The organism is Bradyrhizobium sp. WCU1 (assembly GCF_053474805.1).
In genome coordinates, this window is sequence record NZ_CM130280.1 from 4,355,769 (window position 1) to 4,373,697 (window position 17,929).

Genomic DNA, 17,929 nt, shown 5'->3' on the forward strand with positions numbered 1-17,929 from the left:
GTTGGTCGGAAGATTGAGCTGCGCGCAAAGCATGATCGGATGTGGCAGCGCTTTCTCGCCCTGGTCATAGGCACTCTCGTTGCCGGGAATATCCAGACGGTAGCGATGGCGGGGGGTCCTGAATCAGTTCGAACGCCGGCAACGGTCGACTTCGATATCGGGGGGCAGCCCTTGGTCTCGGCGCTCGATGCCTACAGCGCGGCGACAGGTCTGCAGGTCGTCTACGACGCCACGCTGGCCGGAGGACGCCGCGCACAGGCCGTCAAGGGATCGATGGCGCCTGACATGGCTTTGCAGCTTCTGCTCGAAGGGACCGGCCTGGTCGCGGTCTATGCCGCGACCAACGCCTTCACGATCGTGCCCGCGGCCACCACGCCGCAGACCACGTCGATGCGCAGCTTCATGCCCTATCTTGCGGTCGTCCAGAGCAGCGTCGAGGATGCATTCTGCCGATCCGCGCTGACCACGCCGGGAGGATATCGGATCAAGTTCAGGTTCTGGATCGGGCATGGCGGTGAAGTGCTGCAGCCCCAACTGCTTGGCTCGACCGACGACAGCGCGCGCGACCGGGCGATCGCCGCCATGTTGCGTGCGGTCGTGATCGGCCGGCCGCCGCCACCGGACATGCCGCAGCCCGTCATGATGGCGGTTTCGCCGCGGCCGCCTTCCGAGACCGGCGACTGCGCTGCACGTGAGCCGCAGCGCCAGGGACTGGTTGCGCGATGACGGAAACCACCTGGACGACGCTTAGGCAGGTGCTCGTCGAGCGCTACGACGAGCTTCGCCGCCGCCTCGCAAGGCGGCTCGGCGACGAGAAAGCGCGCGAAACCCTGCACGAGACCTGGTTGCACCTTCGTGACAAGAACGGCCCGGGCGTGGTGGACAGCCCGATCGGCTATCTGCTGCGCAGCGCGCTCAATCTTGCGATCAGCCGGGAGCGCCAGGAGACGCGGCGGATCAAGCGGTTCGAGGTGCAGCCGATGCTCGAGATCGTCGACGCGGCGCCCGGGCCGGAGCGGGAGGTCGAATCGCGCGAGCAGATTGCGCGCCTCGAGCAGGTGCTCGAGGAGCTGACGCCGCGCCGCCGGACGATCCTGCTGGCATCCCGCCTGGAGGGTACCCCGCTCCGGGAAATCGCCGAGCGTCTTGGGGTTTCCCAGCGGTTGGTGGAGCTCGAGTTGAAAGCCGCGCTCGAACATTGCGCCAAGCGGTTTGGTAAAAAAGTCACGAGGCGTTTCGGTCCGGCACCGCGGGAAACGTCCTGATGTGAGAACGTCAGAGAGTATTGCGCATTTGGATGGAAGTGATTCTGAAAGAAACGCCCGATCGATGACACGTAGCGACGAACCGCCGGAGGAGCTGACCGCGATCGAGCGCGAGGCGCTTGCGCGCGTCCAGCGGCTCGGTTCGGGGCAGGCCACCCGGCGGGACATCGAGGAAACCAAGCGCTGGGGAAACCAGAGCAGCGCCCATTCGGAGGCGCTGGCGCAGGCCAGCCTGCTGTGGGATCAGCTCGGCCCGGCCGGCGCCAACCTGCTGAAGCGGCGCGGCGATTCCATCCTGGCTGCGGCAAGGCCACAGCCGCGAATGACGCGGCGGGCGGTGCTCGGCGGCGCGCTGGCGACAACGGCGGCCGCGTATCTCGTGGTGTCGCCTCCGCTGCAGCTGTGGCCGTCGCTGCAGGACGTCATGGCGGATTATCGCACCGCTGCCGGTGAGCAGCGCAAGCTGACGATCGATGGCGGCGTCAAGGTGACGCTGAACACCGGAACCAGCGTCAATGTTCGATCGGACGACGCCAGCCAGGACCGCATCGAGATTTTGACCGGGGAAGCGGTGATCGCGGCGGGCTCTGCGAGCCGCGAGGTGCGCGTCGTTGCCGGCGACGGCGAGATGCGCGCGCACCAGGCTCAATTCAACGTCCGCCATGACCAGCGCAGCACCTGCGTGGTGACCTGTCTCGATGGCGAGGTGCGGGTCAACCGTCACAGCTCTGTCGCGACGCTGCGTGCGGGGCAGCAGGTCAGCTATGCGGCGCTCGGCCTCGCCGCGCCGATGTCGGTCGATCCCGCCGAGGTGACCGCGTGGCGCGACGGAATGTTGATCTTTCATGACGCGCCGCTCCGTAACGTCGTGACGGAGATCAATCGCTACCGGTCGGGCAAGGTCATGGTGACGAATGCGGAATTGGAGCGCCGTCTCGTCAACGGCCGGTTCCGCATCGACAATGTCGATGGCATTCTGACCATGTTCCAGCAGATTTTCGGCGCGAAGGCGCGACATCTGCCGGGCGGCATCGTGCTGCTGAGCTGATGTTTGGCGAGCCATGAAAGCGTGCACCGCGTGTGCGCGGGAATTGTGATGCGGCCCGTGATTTTGTTGTTCGGTCCCGCCGATCAGATGGCGTCCTTGGGGACGAGAAGCCCGGCATGCGGTTCAGCCGCGTGACGGGCGCCTGCGCAGATCCGATCTGCGCAAACGTTCCGTCCGTTGTTCCCAGGGGACATCCCATGCCGTCTCGTCAGCGCGTTGCCCGCCGTTCCCGCCTCGCTCAGCGCCGGGTTGCGCCGCTTCCGCCGCGGCAGCGGATCGGATTGGTGTCCCGCTCGATGCTGCTCGCTGGAACCAGCACGCTGGCGCTGCTGCTGACCGGGCTCGAGGATGCATCCGCGCGGCCGTTCGGCAATTTCGGGGCGATCAATTCGGCGCCGACGATCGCCAGCGACGGCGCCACCGCCGCGGCCCAGCAGGCAACCGAAGTCGCGAGGCAGAGCCAGGGCGCGCTGACCCGGGCGACCCAGGCCATCCAGGCGCTACAGGCCGCGCAGGCGGCGGCCCGCGGCGCGGCTGCCGCCTCGCAGCGATCCACCACGCTGCCGCAGGTGGCGGTGCCGAACGGTCTTGCCGTGGGCGGGCTTCAGGTTGCACCGGGCGCCGTGCCCGGCTCGGCCCTCTGGCAAGGCGCCGCGCTGCCGAGCCAGACCGCGAGCGGCGGCCAGACCACGGTGACCGTCAACCAGACCGCGCCGCAGGCAATCCTCAACTGGCAAAGCTTCAACGTCGGCAGCCAGACCACGCTCAACTTCAACCAGCAGGCCGGCAACTGGACCGCGCTGAACCGCGTCGTCGGCAACACCGGGCCGAGCCAGATCCTCGGCCGCATCACCGCTCCCGGCCAGGTGCTGGTGATCAACCAGAACGGCATCATCTTCGGCGGCGCAAGCCAGATCAATGTCGGCTCGCTGATCGCCTCCAGCGCCAACATCACCGACGGCCAGTTCGGTAATGGCATCTATGCGAGCCAGAGCGGCAACGTCTATGTGCCGAACTTCACCGGCGCGGGCGGCAAGATCGTGGTCGAGAGCGGCGCGCTGATCACCACCAATGCGCCGTCCTCGGTGACGGCGGGCGGCGGCTTCGTGCTGCTGATGGGCACCGAGGTCAACAACGCCGGCGCCATCACTACGCCGAAGGGCCAGACCCAGTTCGCGGCCGGCGACGATTTCATCCTGCGCGCCGGTTACGGCACCAACGCCAACCAGAACTCGACCACACGCGGCAACGAGATCGCGCCGCTGCTGCGCAGCGGCAGCAGCAGCGGCACGGTCACCAACACCGGCCTGGTGCTGGCCCAGCAGGGCGACATCACTCTGGCCGGCCATGCCGTCACCCAGGACGGCATCCTCGTCTCCACCACCTCGGTCAACCAGCGCGGCACCATTCATCTGCTCAACTCGGCGTCCGATACAAGCGGCAGCGTTACGCTGACCAGTAACGGCATCAGCCTGATCCTGCCGGAGACCGATGCCGCGGCCGCGCTGGTCTCGGGCATCGATCCGACCGCGACCGCGTTCAATTCGCAGCGCGATGCGCTGATCGCCTCGGCCAAGCCCAATCTGCTGGCGACCGGCCAGTTCGACAACCTCTCGACATTGGTGGATCGCCCCGATCAGTCGCGCATCGAGATCGTCACCGGCGGCACCATCGACTTCAGGAACGGCTCGCTGACCATGGCGCAGGGCGGCCAGGTCACGGCCTCCGCCGGTAAGCGGGTGTTCGCCGAAACCGGCTCTGTCATCGACGTCTCCGGCACCACCGGCACCGTGCTGCCGGTGTCGGCCAATGCGATCAAGGTCAATGTCCAGGGCAACGAGCTGCGCGACAGCCCGCAGAACCGCGACAGCGGCACGCTGCTCAACAGCAACATGTGGATCGATGCCCGTGATCTCACTTTGGTGCCGGCCGGCACCGGCGGCTATGCGACCGACCGCTATTACACCGCGGGCGGACTGCTCGAAGTCTCCGGCTATCTCAACAACACCGGCCACAAGATCGGCGAATGGACCGCGGTCGGCGGCACCATCACGCTGTCGGCGCCGGAAGTGGTGGCGCAGCAAGGCGCGCTCTTCAACATCTCCGGCGGCGCGGTGCAATATCAGAGCGGCTATGTGCGGCAGACGCTGCTGCTCGGCAGTGACGGTCGCATCTACAGTGCCGACAATGCGCCGTCCTATTTGACCTATGTCGCGGTGGCGAACGGCTTCATCGTCAATCACGCGCATTGGGGCGTCGTCGAGGTCTATCTCAGCCCGTTCGGCAAGGGCAGCAGCCGCTGGGAAAACGGCTACACGATGGGCCGCGACGCCGGCAGCCTCCTCCTTTCGACCCCGACCTCGGTGTTCGAGGGCACGATCCTCGCCAACGTGATCGACGGCGAGCAGCAGCTTGCCAAGCGTCCGGCCGGCATCAGCGACGGCTACAAGCTGACGCAGACCACCGTGCCGCTCGCCGGCACGCTGGCGCTTGGGCAGTACGATCGCTATGGACTCTCCAACGCCTACAACACCAACGTGACGTTCGGTAACGTCGCGCCGGTCTCAGGCAATCTCGGCCTGACCTCCGCGCTGCCGTCCGACCGTGCCAACACGGCCTGGTTCGATGCGCCGACGCTGAACAGTTTTGGCCTCGGCGGCTTCAACATCAACACCGGCAACAAGATCTCGATCAACGCGCCGCTGCAATTTGCGCCGGGCGCGCAGGTCAGGCTGACCGCTCCGACCGTCGATATCGCCGCCGACATCATCGCGCGCTCCGGCAGCGTCACGGTCAGCAACATCCTCAACACCGCAAACGGCACCATCGCGCTGACCAACGCGACCGGCGGCGCGACGCTGACGCTGGAGGCCGGCGCGACCATCGACACGCGCGGCCTGTGGGTCAATGCGCAGACCGATCCGACCAGTGTGTCGGGCCTCGGCTTGCTCGACGGCGGCAATGTCACCTTCGATTCGACCCAGAACGTCACGCTCGCGGCCGGCAGCGTGATCGATGTCTCCTCCGGCGGTGCCGTTCTCATCAACGGCAAGACGCAGGGCGGCAAGGGCGGCAACGTCACGATCATTGCGGGCCACACCCAGCAGAACGCCGGCACGCCGGGCGATGGAAATCTTGTTCTCGACGGCGCGATCCGTGCCTGGGGTGTCAGCGGCGGCGGCACGCTGACGATCTCGACGCCCGGCAACATCCTGATCGGCGAGAATGCCGAACTTGCCGGCGGTGTACTGCCCGCGGGCATGTCGGCGCCTTTGGCCGTGAAGCTGAAGCAGGCCATGACCATTCCCGCAGGCCAGCCCTTGCCGACGGCGCTGACGCTGAATTTCACCTCGCTGGTGTACGACACGCCGATACCGGTCGACGTCACGATCTCAGCGGTACCGACCGCGCCGACCGGTGCGATTTGGACCGTGCCGAAGGGCATGGATGCGCTCCAGAGCAGGACCAGCAATGGCGGGACGAATTATTGGAGCCCAGGCGATGTGATCCCGGTCGGGACGGTCATCACTGGCTGGAGCGGCAATGGCCGTATTCCGGCGGGAACCACCATTCCTTCCAATGTCTTCCCGAACGGCATTCCAATCACGCCCTATCAAATCACCTACGCCGCAGGATCGATTCAATCCACGCCGATGACCTATCCGGTCGGGACCATTATTCCAGCCGGCGTGGTGCTGCCGCAGACCGTCCAGATCACACCGGCAGCGGCGCTCAATCCAGCGTTCTTCACCGCCGGCTTCTCGAGCTACGACATCAATGGCGGGCTCGGCGTCGTGGTGGCCAGCAACACCGTGATTGCGGCCGCGATGCCGGTCTACCGGTTCACGGCGAACAGCTATGCGGCAGCTACCGGCAGCGATCCGTCATCGGCGCTGACGCTGTGGACGCCGCCGTTGTTCACCGCGGATTCGGTCAAGGCCGCTGTGACCCAGCGCGGCGGTGCGAGCCTCACGCTGCGCTCGCTCGTCAGATCCGGCTCCGGTCCTCTCGCGGGCGGCGGCGCGATCGTGGTGGGCGACGGTGCCTCGATCAGCGTCGATCCGGGCCAGAGCATCACGCTCGACGCCTTCGGCCAGATCAGCGTGTTCGGCAACCTCACTGCGCGTGGCGGCAGCATCACTTTGGTCAATGATGCCTACAGCTCGCCGGTTCTGGCGGGTCTCAACTTCGACCTGAACGGCAACGGCCGCGGCGTTTCGGTCTGGGTCGATGCCGCAGCCAGGCTCGATGTCTCGGGTCTGGCCTATCAGGCATCCGACACATCAGGACATCTGTTCGGGCGAGCGACCGACGGCGGCGCCATCACCATCAATGGCGGCGGCGCCTTCGTGATCCTGCGCCCGGGCGCCGAACTCAATGCAGACGGCACCCACGTCGCGATCGATCTGGCAGCGGGCGGTGCAGCGTCGTCAACCCAACCGCAGATGGTCACGACGAATGGCGGCTCCGTTACGCTGGCGTCGCAGAGCGGTCTCTATCTCGACGGCGATATCCACGCCTTCTCCGGCGGGAGCGGCGCTTCCGGCGGCAATTTGTCGATCGCGCTCACCACGCCGATCTTCAAGATGAGTACCTTCCCCAACAGCACGGCGCCGTCCAATGTGATCGTGCCAAGCCTGATGACCGTGGTGCAGGGGCGTCCGGATTCCTTGCTGCCTGCGGACATCGCTCCGGGGACGGATGCGTCGCATCTCGCGTTCGGCCAGGCCACCGTGAGCGCCGACATGGTCAAGGCCGGCGGGTTCGACAGCCTGACGCTGATCTCCGGCGACTACATGCAGTTCTCCGGCAACGTGTCGCTCGCGCTCGGCCGCAGCCTGACGCTGACGGCGGCGGCGTTCACGTCGGGAGCTCCGGTGTCCGGGCCGATCGATTCCTCGATGGCGGCCGCGACCGGGAGCGTGAAGCTGTCGGCGCCCTACATCCTGTTTGCTGAATCGGTCGCCAATATCCCTGACGGCACCATCAGCGGCAGCATCCGCAATCCCAGAAGCGCGGTGTTGCCGACCAATGCGATCTTCGAGGCCGATGCCGGTCAGATCGACATTCAGGGGCTGATCCAATTCTCGGCTGCCGCGCCGAACAGCATGTACGCGCCCGGCTTTAGCGACATCAGGTTCGCCAGCAAGGGCGATATCCGCTTCCTGGCCAGCGGTGCGGCGGGGCAGGCGACGACGTTATCGACCGACTGGAATCTCGCTCTCATCGCAGCCCAGATCTATCCTGCCACAGGCGCTGTCGCGGTCGTCACCGCCGGGCAAAGCAATTTCACGGCAGCGCAGTCCGATCAGCCGCCCACGCTGACCATCGGCCGCAGCACCGATACGATCCCGGACGCACCGCTGTCCGCGTTCGGCAGCCTCGCGCTCGCCGCGCCTGTTGTCGAGCAGGGCGGCATCGTCCGCGCACCGTTCGGCGTTGTCGTGCTCGGCAACAACAATCCTTACGACAACCGCATCTCTACGCAACGAGTCGATATCCTGCCGGGCAGCCTGACCTCCGTATCGATGGCGGGCCTGACCATTCCCTATGGCGGTACGGTTGACGGTGTCACCTATAGTTATAACGGCAACAGCGTCCGTCCCTTCGACCTGACAAATAGCGGCACCAATTGGGTCCAATCCGGCATCCTGCTGGATGGGCAGTCGATCAAGGTCGCGAGCGGCGCGATCCTCGACATGTCGGGGGGCGGCATGCTCAGCGGCGCCGGCTTCGTCTCCGGACGCGGCGGTTCGATCAACGTGCTCAACGCCCCGCTCGTCAACGCCAACCCCACGACGCCTGTCAGCAAGGCCAGCGACAAGGTCTACGCCATCCTGCCTGGCTACAAGTCCGGCTATGCACCGGTCGCACCCGAGAATGGCGCGGGTGATCCGGTGGTCGGTCAGCAGGTGACCATCCCTGCCGGCGTGCCCGGACTACCCGCCGGGACCTACACATTGCTGCCGTCCAACTATGCGCTCCTGCCCGGTGCGTACCGCGTGGAGCTCGCAGGTACGAACACGACACCGGTTGCCAGCCCGATATCGATCGGCAACGGCACTTACGCCGCTTCGGTTTCGACCGGCATTGCCAACACCGCGATCAGAGCCACCTTGCCGGTGACGGCGCTGATCACCGCGGGCAAGTCGGTTCGCAACTATTCGCAGTACAACGAGCAGGGCTACAGCGATTTCCTGACCGCGAACGTGACCCGGTTCGGCGGCGTGCGGCCGCTGCTGCCGGCCGACGGCAAGGGGCTGGTGCTGCTGTTCGAGACCCCGACATCGCCGACAGGCGAATCCGCGCTCACCTTCAATGGCACGGCCCTGTTCCAGGGCGCACAAGACGGGAATGCGGGTCAGGTGACGCTGATGCGGGTCGGCGAAATCTATGCCGATGTGCCGACGGCGGGATTTAATGGCGTCTCGGTTCGCGCATCCGACCTGAATGCGATCGCGGCCCCGCGCCTGACGGTCAATGGCTCCATGTTGATCAATAACGGCACGTTGCTCTTCCTGTCCGCGTACTTATCCAATCTCTATATCCGCGACGGAGTCTCTCTGAATGCCGGCGAGCTGTTCTTTGTGGGCAACAACATCGTCGTGGGCAATGATGTCACGCTGAGCACGATCGGGCAGGGCGCGGCGCCGTTTGATTCCGTGTCCACCGGCATGAGCTACTCGGCGAACAGCCTCACGGTGCTGGCGCTGTCCAACGGCAAGCTGAACTTCCTCGGATCCGGTGCCGGTACCGGCTCGATCACGATCGGCGCCGGATCACAGCTCTATTCCGAGGGAACACTGGCGCTCGCGACCAACGGCGCCTCCAGCATCGATCCGACTGCCCATTTCGGATCAAGCAACATCGCGCTGGCGGTCGGCAGCATCAATATCGGCGACGCTGCGACCGTCGCCGCAGCGGGTGCACCATCCGGTTTGCTGTTCGACCAGACATTGTTCAACACGCTGCTGCACGGCGATCCTCTCCATGCAGCGCCAGCACTCAAGTCGATCACGCTCAGTGCTGCCAATGCCATCAATCTGTTCGGCAGCGCCGGTCTCGATGCCACCGGCAGTGGCGTCGATTTCGTGCTGAATACGCCGGCGATTTACGGCTACGGCGCGACCGGTGATCACAGCGTGATCGCCGCCAACAAGATCACCTGGAACGGAGTTCCCGGCGCGACGCCGCCGGCGATCGTTGCGGGCGGAGCGGGGACCGGCAGCGGCACGCTCGATCTCGTCGCTGACGAGATCGACTTCGGCAAATTCGCATCGCTCGACAACTCGTCGGTGAGCCGTGTGATCTACGGCTTCAACAACGTCAACATCACCGGCCGTTCCCGGATCGTTTCGGCCGGCAACGGCAAGCTGTTCGTTTATAAGTCGCCGAGTTCCAGCTCCGCCGATGTCTTCGGCCAGAGCGGCACGGGGGGCAGCCTGACGCTGTCGACGCCGCTGCTGACCGGCGTGCAGAAGTCGATCATGGCCTATGCCGCGGGCGGCGCGCTCAACGTCGCCGCGCCTGCAGGCACAGCGCCGAGCAGTGCGACCTCGTCGGTTGCGGGCGCCGAGATCGATCTCACCGGCAACAGCGTCGCCATCGCCAGCACCATCCTGCTGCCGAGCGGCAAGCTCGTGGTCAATGCGACAGGCGATATCGCGCTGGGCGGCGGCAGCCGGATCGATCTGAGCGGTCAGCCGTCGACGATCCAGAAAGCGACGGTCTATGGCTTCGGCGGCACGGCGATCTTCAACAGCACGCAAGGGAGTCTGACGCAGGCTGCCGGCTCCGTCATCGACGTCTCCGCCATCAACGCCAATGCCGGATCGATCAGCATCAGCGCGGGCAACGGGCTCGTGGCGCTCAACGGCGTGCTCCATGGCGGCGCGGCAGCTGGTTACGGCAGCGGCGACTTCAGCGTGGTTGCCGGTACGCTGGATTTTGCGGCGCTCAACGCGCTGCTGAATGCCGGCGGCTTCTTCGACGCCCGCAGCTTCGATATCAAGACCGGCGATCTCGCCATCGGCGACGGCGTCAAGGCCCGCAACGTCACGGTCTCCGTCGACGGCGGAAGCCTGACCGTTGCCGGCACCATCGATGCGTCCGGCTTTGCTCCCGGGACCATCCGGCTCTCTGCCGGCAACGGCCTGACACTCGCATCGAACGCAGTGCTCGATGCCCACGGCACGGTGCTACAGACCGATAGCTACGGCCAGCCGATCGAGGCCAAGAATCGCGGTCACATCGAGCTGACCGCCGCCGGCGGCGCGCTCACGCTGTCGCCCGGCGCGACGATGAATCTCACCGCGCCGAACGGCGTCGCCTATGGCGACGTGGTGCTGAATGCCCAGCGCACCGGCGAGACCTCCGGCGATATCGCGATCAACGCCGCGGGTCCGCTCAACATCAAGGGCGCCTATAGCATCGCGCTCAACGCCTTCTGGACCTACAATCTGCCTGACGGCAGCACCATCACCCAGGCCACGCTTGACGGCTACGACGTAGCCAGCACGACCTTCATCAGCGCGGCACTCGGCAATACGGGATTGTCGGCGCGCGTTGCAGGGCTGTCGGCCTACGGCAGTGCCTACCATCTGCGGCCGGGCGTGCAGATCACCTCGAGCGGCAATCTGTCGACCTCGGGCGATATCGACCTCGCGAAGTATCGTTACGGCGCCAATGCCGACCGCGACCCGAACTCGGCGACCTATGGTGCGGGCGAGCCAATGGCTCTCGTGATCCGCGCCGGCGGCAACGTGACGGTGAACGGAAGCATCTCGGACGGTTTCAGGTCGTCACCCGGGATGCCGGCCTCCTTCACGATCTTCGACGTCACCAACAGTCCGTACTTCAAGCAATCCTCATCCGGCGGCTATTCTTACTGGCTTGATCAGAACACAGACGTCTATGTCGTGCATGATTGGACGATTCCAAACGACGACTTCTACAATTGGTGGACGTTCAACTGGTGGTACAATCTGGTCGATTCCAATAACCACGCCTACAATCCCGGTGACACCGTTCCGGCTGGCACAATACTGAGCATCAGCAACAGCTATGGGGCGTTCGCATTCGAGCCCGGCAATATGCCTACGGTCGCAATTGTGAACAGCCCCGCAATTCCAGGCGCTTCCGCTACGGCAGCCGGGGCCTTCATGCTGGCGCCCGGTTCGCTGTCCGCGTCGGTTCGACTGGTTGCCGGCGCAGATCTCGCCGCCGCCGACCAGCGCGCGCTGCAGGCGCCGCAGGCGCTCAACGGGCGCGGCAATCTCTCGCTCAGCGATCCGGCCTACAATTCGTCGCTCAACGGAACCTTCTTCAGCGTGCTGCGTACCGGTACGGGCAGCCTGGATCTGTTGGCGGGCGGAAGCTTCAGCGAGGCCACGCCCTATGGCGTCTACACCGCCGGCACCCAATCCGCGCCGTTCCTGGCCGCGGACGGCAGTAACCCGTACGACGTGATCGGCACCGCGAGCCGCGGTGGTGTCCATGCCTGGTATCCGGAGCATGGCGGCGATGTGCTGCTCGTTGCGCAGGGAGATGTCACCGGCAACGTTCAAATATTCAACAACAACAGTCGCTATGTGGACTCGAATCTCACCAGCAATTGGTTCGGCCGGCAAGGCGGCGGTCAGTCGATCGATCCGACCGCGTGGTGGGTCAATTTCGGCTCATATGCCAAGACATCTGCGTGGAATAACAGCCTGCAGCTGATCGGCTTCCAGGGCATCGGCACGCTCGGTGGTGGCAATTTGACGTTGGTCGCTGGCGGCAACGCCGGCGTGACCGGCAACGGCTCGACCGGTCTCGATCTCGTGGTGGCTTCGACCGGGCGGGTGCTGTGCGACGGCACGCTGGTTCAAACCGGCGGCGGCGATCTCACGGTAAGGATCGGCGGCAAGCTCAACTCCGTGGTGCCGACTTACGGGGTGCAGGTGCCTGATTATTACGGCTCGATCACCAATCTGCGCGGCGACATCGCCGTGAACGCCGGCGCCATCGGTGGGCTCGCGCCGAACCTCGGCGGTGCCACCTTCACCTCGTACGATCCGCGCGCGGTCGACCCGAACGTCTTCAAGCGCTCGATGAAAACCCCCGGACCGATCTTCACGCCGGGCGATGGCACCATCAGCATCACGACGCGCGGCGATCTCGTGTTCGGGGGCGCCGGCGATGCCGGCATGGCTGATCCGGTCGATCAGAACCAAACCCCTTACACGGTGCGGAATGCGGACGGCACGACCTCGCTCGTCGCGAGCGGCGGGCAATCACGCTTCACTTTGTGGACGCCGTCGACCGCGATCGGCCTCTACGCCGCGGGCGGCGACGTCGCAGCCCTGGACGGAAATCCCGCCAGCGGCGTCGGCAGCGTCGCCTTCTATCCCGGCACGCTGATCGCTGCCGCCGCCAATGGCGACATTCGCTTCTCGGAGCCCGGAGGTACTGCTCTGTCGTTTGCGCCGATCGAGCTCGCACCTTCGCCGTTCGGCCAGCTCGCGCTTCTGGCCGCCGGCTCGATCTATGGCTCGAGCCAGGTGGTGGCGATGTCGGGTGCGGACATGAGCACGCTCGCGACGCCGTTCCATCCCGTGTTCAATACGACGAATGCCTCCAATGCCAGCCCGACGGCGCCAAACCGCCTGACCAATGGCATTCCGATTGCCTTCGGCCCCGATACGCCGCTGACCAATCTGCACGCCGGCGACAATCAGCCTGCGCTGGTTTACGCCGGTGTCGACATCGTCGACCTGACTATCGGACAGGTCCAGGGGATGCAGCCGCAAACCAATCTGGGATTCCTGCCGTCGCCCACGACCTGGTACACAGCCGCCAAGCCGTTCCAGATCGTCGCGGGTCGCGATATCGTCGGCACCGGCCCGACGCCGGATGCAATCTTCAACAACCCGGACCTGGCCTTCGCCAACGCCGGCGACAATTCCGGTTATGTCTCCATCATCAAGGCCGGCCGCGACATCATCTATCAATCGGTCACCGTTGCCGGCTCGGGACTGCTGGATGTGCAGGCAGGCCGCAACCTGTATCAGGGCTATTACGGGATGCTGCAAAGCGTCGGCCCGCTGTTCGGCGCGAACACGTCGACCAGGTCGGAGGGCGCCGGCATCTGGGTGCTCGCGGGCGTCGGCCCGACCGGGCCGAACTATGCAGGTTTCGCAAAACTCTATTTCGATCCGGCCAACCAGCTTCCGGGGGACGGCACGCCGCTCGCCGGCAGCGGCAAGGTGGTCCAGACCTATGATCGGCAGCTCATTGCCTGGCTGAACAAGATGTACGGCTTCACCGGCTCGAGCGCCGACGCGTTGACGTTCTTCCTGGGATTGTCGAGCGAGCAGCAGAGCATCTTCGTCCGCCAGATCTATTTCGCGGAGCTCACCGCCGGCGGACGCGAGGAGACCGGCGCGCTGGCCAGTCCGCGGCTCGGCAGCTATCTGCGCGGCCGCGAGGCCATCGCCGCGTTGTTCCCGAGTACGGATGCGCAGGGCAAGCCGATCGCCTATGGCGGCGACATCACGATGTTCAGCGGCATTGCGCCGAATGGAACGGGCGGCACCTACCTTGCCAATGCCGGCATCCACACCGACTTCGGCGGCGATATCCAGATCCTCAATCCGGGCGGCAAGACCATCATTGGCGTGGAGGGCGTTGCGCCCGGTGCCAGCGCGGGTCTGATCACGCAAGGCTCCGGCAACATCGACGTCTATTCGCTCGGCAGCGTGCTGCTGGGCCAGAGTCGCATCATGACCACCTTCGGCGGCGACATCATTGTTTGGTCAGCAACCGGCGACATCAACGCCGGCCGTGGCTCGAAGACGACGACGATCTTTACCCCGCCCCGGCGCGTCTACGACAATTACGGCAACATCACGCTGTCGCCGACCACCCCGTCGGCCGGCGCCGGCATCGCGACGCTCAATCCGATTCCCGAAGTCCCGCCCGGCAACATCGATCTGATCGCACCGCTCGGCACCATCGATGCGGGCGAGGCCGGCATCCGCGTCTCCGGCAACGTCAACCTCGCGGCGCTGCAGGTGGTCAACGCCGCCAACATCCAGGTGCAGGGCACGTCGACCGGCGTTCCGACGGTGCAGGGGCCGCCCGTTGGCGCGCTGACAGCCGCGTCGAACACCGCCGCTGCGAGCCAGCAGGCCGCGGCGCCACCGCCAAAGGCCAATGACCAGCCCTCGATCATCATCGTCGAGGTCATGGGTTACGGCGGCGGCAGCGGTGACCAGACGCAGCCGGAGGAATCGCCGGGGCAGAAGCGTCAGCGGCGTGACAAGCAGACCTACAACGAGAACAGTGCCTTCCAGGTCATCGGGCTCGGCGATGCGGCGAGCTCGTCCGGTCGATGACGGCGAGGGCGCAAGATCGCGACATGGGAAAAGCGACGGCGCGATGCAAATTCCGCTGTCGCGGGGAGCGCGACGGGTCGCGCGCGGCGCGGGCTTGCGATCGGTGATTACTTGACCGTCAGGTGCACGTCCGGCGCTGCCCGGTCGGGAACCCATCCCAACGCAAACCGCTGGCCGGCAATGATCTCATAGGTCGAGAGTTTCGATGCGACTGCATCGCGAAACCTCAGATAGGCGTCACGCTGCCGCCCGCCGGCGCGGGCGGCCGCCAGGTTGAGCCATTTGTAGGCCAGCACAAAATCGGTCGGGACGCCGTGTCCCTTGTCGTAGATCAGGCCGAGCTGGGCTTGCGCGAACGGGTCGCCCTGCACGGCGCCGCGATAATAGAGATCGGCGGCAGCGGCGTAGGCCTGCGGGACGCCGAAGCCGTGCTCATACATGAAGCCGAGCATGCCGAGCGCTCTCGGGTTGCCGCGCTCGGCGGCCGGCGCGAGCTCCCGAGCGGCCCTGACATAATCGCCGTGATTGAAGGCCGCCGCGCCGCGCGCGACGCTGTCGGCGCTCGCAGCAGACGCGGTGATGGCCCAAAGCACGACGGCGAGCGAAGCCGCAACGCCTGTCCGTTGTGCGAGTCCGCGGCGCATCCCGTTGCTCCGCTCAGTGATAGCTGGTGGTGATCGGCGCATTGGTCGTTGTCGTGGCGATGCTGCCGCGCAATTTCGATCGCAGCTCCTCGGCCACGGTCTGGGCGTCGGAGCCGTTGCGGATGATCTGCGGGCGGATGAAGATGATCAACTCGGTGCGCTGGGTGCCGTTGCTCTGATGCCCGAAGGCATCGCCGAGGCCGGGAATCTGGTCGAGCACGGGAAGCGCGTTGCGGGCGCCGCTCTGCTGCTCGCTGATCAGGCCCGCCAGCAGCACGGTCTGGCCGTTGGCGACCGAGATCTGGCTCTTGACCCTGCGCTCCGACACCGTCGGCGTCAGGTTCACCGTGCTGCTTTGCGGAACGTTGCTGATCTCCTGCTCGATATCGAGCCGCACGGTGCCGTTGACGCTGACGCGCGGCGAGACCTTCAGGATGATGCCGGTGTTGCGATAGTCGATGGTGTTGACCACCGTATTGCTGGTGGTCAGCACCGTCGCGCTGCCGGTCGACACCGGGACGACGTCGCCGACCTGCAAGGTCGCGACCTGGTTGTTGATCACGACCAGCGACGGATTGGAGAGCACCTTGACGCTGGTGACGGCATGCAGCGCATCCAGGATGAAGCTCGGCTGCGTCTCGGACCCGACCAGGAAGTTGAAGCCCGGGAAGGCCCGGTTGATGAAGGCATTGGTGACCGAGCCGGCGACGGAAGCGACGCCGGTGGCCGCATCCGTGGTGGTCGCGGGCGCCGTGGTGGCCTGGGTGCCGGTGAACGAGCCCATGTTCGGCTTCAGGCCGAGGCTCCGGCTGGTGAGATAGGTCTGCACGCCGTAGGACAGGGTGTTGTTGAGCGTGACCTCGGCGATCGTCGCGTCGATCGCGACCTGCAGTTGCGGCTCGTCGATCTGCACCAGCGTCGCCTCGATGATGCGGTAGTTGGCCTGGTCGGCATAGATCAGGAGATTGTTGTTCACGACATCGGGCGTGATGCGTACGTCCTGCATGACGGGCTGGCCGTTGCCCGAGCCCGACGCGCCGCGGCCGGCATCCAGCGCATTGTTGCCCTGTCCCTGATTGTTGGGATTGTTGGACTGTCCGCCGGCGCCGAATCCCTGGCCGAGGCCCTGGCCCGTCGCGCCTGTCCCCGACGTGCCGCGCGATGCGAAGCCGCCCATGCTCGAATTCGCGCCGCCGTTATTGTTGAGCGACAGGCGGTCGGCGGCGCTCGAGGTCGACGAGGTGCCGGAGCCGGGCGCGAGCTGGCTGTCGGCACTGTCGAGCAGATTGCCGGACGAGCCGCCGAGGAACATGTCGGTCAGCACCCGCGCGATCTGGCGCGCATCGCCGTATTTGACGCGGTAGACGTGGACCGAGGTGCGCGCGGTGTCGTTGCGGTCGAGGCGCTTGATCCAGGTCGCAGCCGTATGCAGCATGTCCGGCTTCTTGGTCACCACCAGCACGGCGTTGAGGCGCTGGATCGGCATGAACTTGATGACGTTCTGGCTGAGGCCGTTCTCGCCGGAATCGACGATCTTCTCCAGCTCGGCAATGACCGGCGCGGGCGAGCCGCTCGAGATCGGGAAGATGCCGACGGACTGGCCGCGCATCCAGTCGACGTCGAAGCTGAGCACGGTATCGACCGCGGTGCGGCGCTCGGCGCCGGTGCCCTGGATCAGCAGCAAGTTGCGCGTCGTGTCGGCGCGAACCGAGCCGGCCCGGGTGGCGAAGCTGTCGGTCAGCTTCAGCAGGGTCTGCGCCGACACATATTGCAGCGGGACCACCGAGATGCCGAATCCGGCCTCGGGATTGGCTGCCGCGGCATCGACGCGGCCGCCGCCGACGGCGTCGCCGAGCGGCGTCAGGCGGTAGCCCGCCGTATCCTTCATCAGCACGACGCCGCTCAGGCGGAGTGCGTTTTCAAGCACGAAGACCATGTCGGATTTCGGCACCGGTCGGACCGACACCAGGCTCACCGTGCCCTGCACCCGCGGGTCGATGGTGTATCCGACATGCAGGATGTCGCCGAGCACGACCTTGGCGACGGTCGCCACCGGCGTGCTCTCGAAATTCAGATCGAAGCCATTGCCGTTCGAAGCCGGCTGCGGCCGCGCATCCGCCACCGCCGTGACGTCGCTTCCGTCATACATCGCCGCGCGTACGCTGCCGCTTTGGCTGCCGCTCGTGGCCGCCAGCCCGCTCACCGGCTGCGGTTGGCGTGGCAACAAATCCAGCGACCGCACCTTGTCGGTGACGTCGACCTGGGACGCGTCGACGCTCTCGCTGACCGTCGCGGAATTGCAGGACGCCAGCAACCCCAATGACGTCAATGCAAAAATGGCTGCGAGGCCGCCACGGATCGTCGGGCAGCGGCCCACTGTGCCTGCGCGTTGCATGAAGGCCCTTCGCTCCGACTAACTGAAAAATCGATGGCTTGCGACGATCGGTCCTACCCCGGGAGGACTCTTATCGATCGAACATGACAGAAATAAATTGGTTACATGATTGTCGTTCGCGCACCGCCCCACCGCATCGCACCAACATCGAGCTGCGCTCGCCCGGTCGTGTCCGCGGTGCCACGTCGAGGCTTGTTGAG

Annotated in this window: 6 protein-coding genes; 4 read left to right on the plus strand and 2 right to left on the minus strand. The window is 65.7% G+C overall.

The window, feature by feature from the left end:
- The first annotated feature begins 171 nt into the window (after positions 1-171).
- The 4 genes from ACTUWL_RS20150 to ACTUWL_RS20165 all read left to right on the plus strand — a co-directional run bounded on the left by ACTUWL_RS20150 (position 172) and on the right by ACTUWL_RS20165 (position 14,690).
- On the plus strand, positions 172-726 hold the full coding sequence (locus tag ACTUWL_RS20150; RefSeq protein ID WP_106940560.1) for an STN domain-containing protein: 555 nt from the start codon (positions 172-174) through the stop codon (positions 724-726).
- Complete coding sequence (locus ACTUWL_RS20155; RefSeq protein ID WP_021081322.1) at positions 723-1,265, plus strand: RNA polymerase sigma factor; 543 nt, start codon at positions 723-725, stop codon at positions 1,263-1,265. The genes ACTUWL_RS20150 and ACTUWL_RS20155 overlap by 4 nt, the downstream gene beginning before the upstream one ends.
- Positions 1,266-1,329: 64 nt before the next feature.
- Positions 1,330-2,313, plus strand: coding sequence for a FecR family protein (locus ACTUWL_RS20160; RefSeq protein ID WP_021081321.1), 984 nt, complete (start codon positions 1,330-1,332; stop codon positions 2,311-2,313).
- A 284-nt stretch (positions 2,314-2,597) separates the two neighbouring features.
- Positions 2,598-14,690: a filamentous haemagglutinin family protein gene (locus ACTUWL_RS20165; protein ID WP_168471108.1), complete on the plus strand. Its 12,093-nt coding sequence runs from the start codon at positions 2,598-2,600 to the stop codon at positions 14,688-14,690.
- Positions 14,691-14,797: 107 nt separating this feature from the next.
- On the opposite strand, the gene ACTUWL_RS20170 is transcribed toward ACTUWL_RS20165, so the two are convergent.
- Positions 14,798-15,271: a tetratricopeptide repeat protein gene (locus ACTUWL_RS20170; protein WP_035651713.1), complete on the minus strand. Its 474-nt coding sequence runs from the start codon at positions 15,269-15,271 to the stop codon at positions 14,798-14,800.
- A gap of 76 nt (positions 15,272-15,347) precedes the next feature.
- Positions 15,348-17,729 carry a type II secretion system secretin GspD gene (gspD, locus tag ACTUWL_RS20175; protein ID WP_021079399.1) on the minus strand — a complete coding sequence of 794 codons (2,382 nt, stop codon included), beginning with the start codon at positions 17,727-17,729 and terminating at the stop codon, positions 15,348-15,350.
- Between the last annotated feature and the right edge of the window lie 200 nt (positions 17,730-17,929).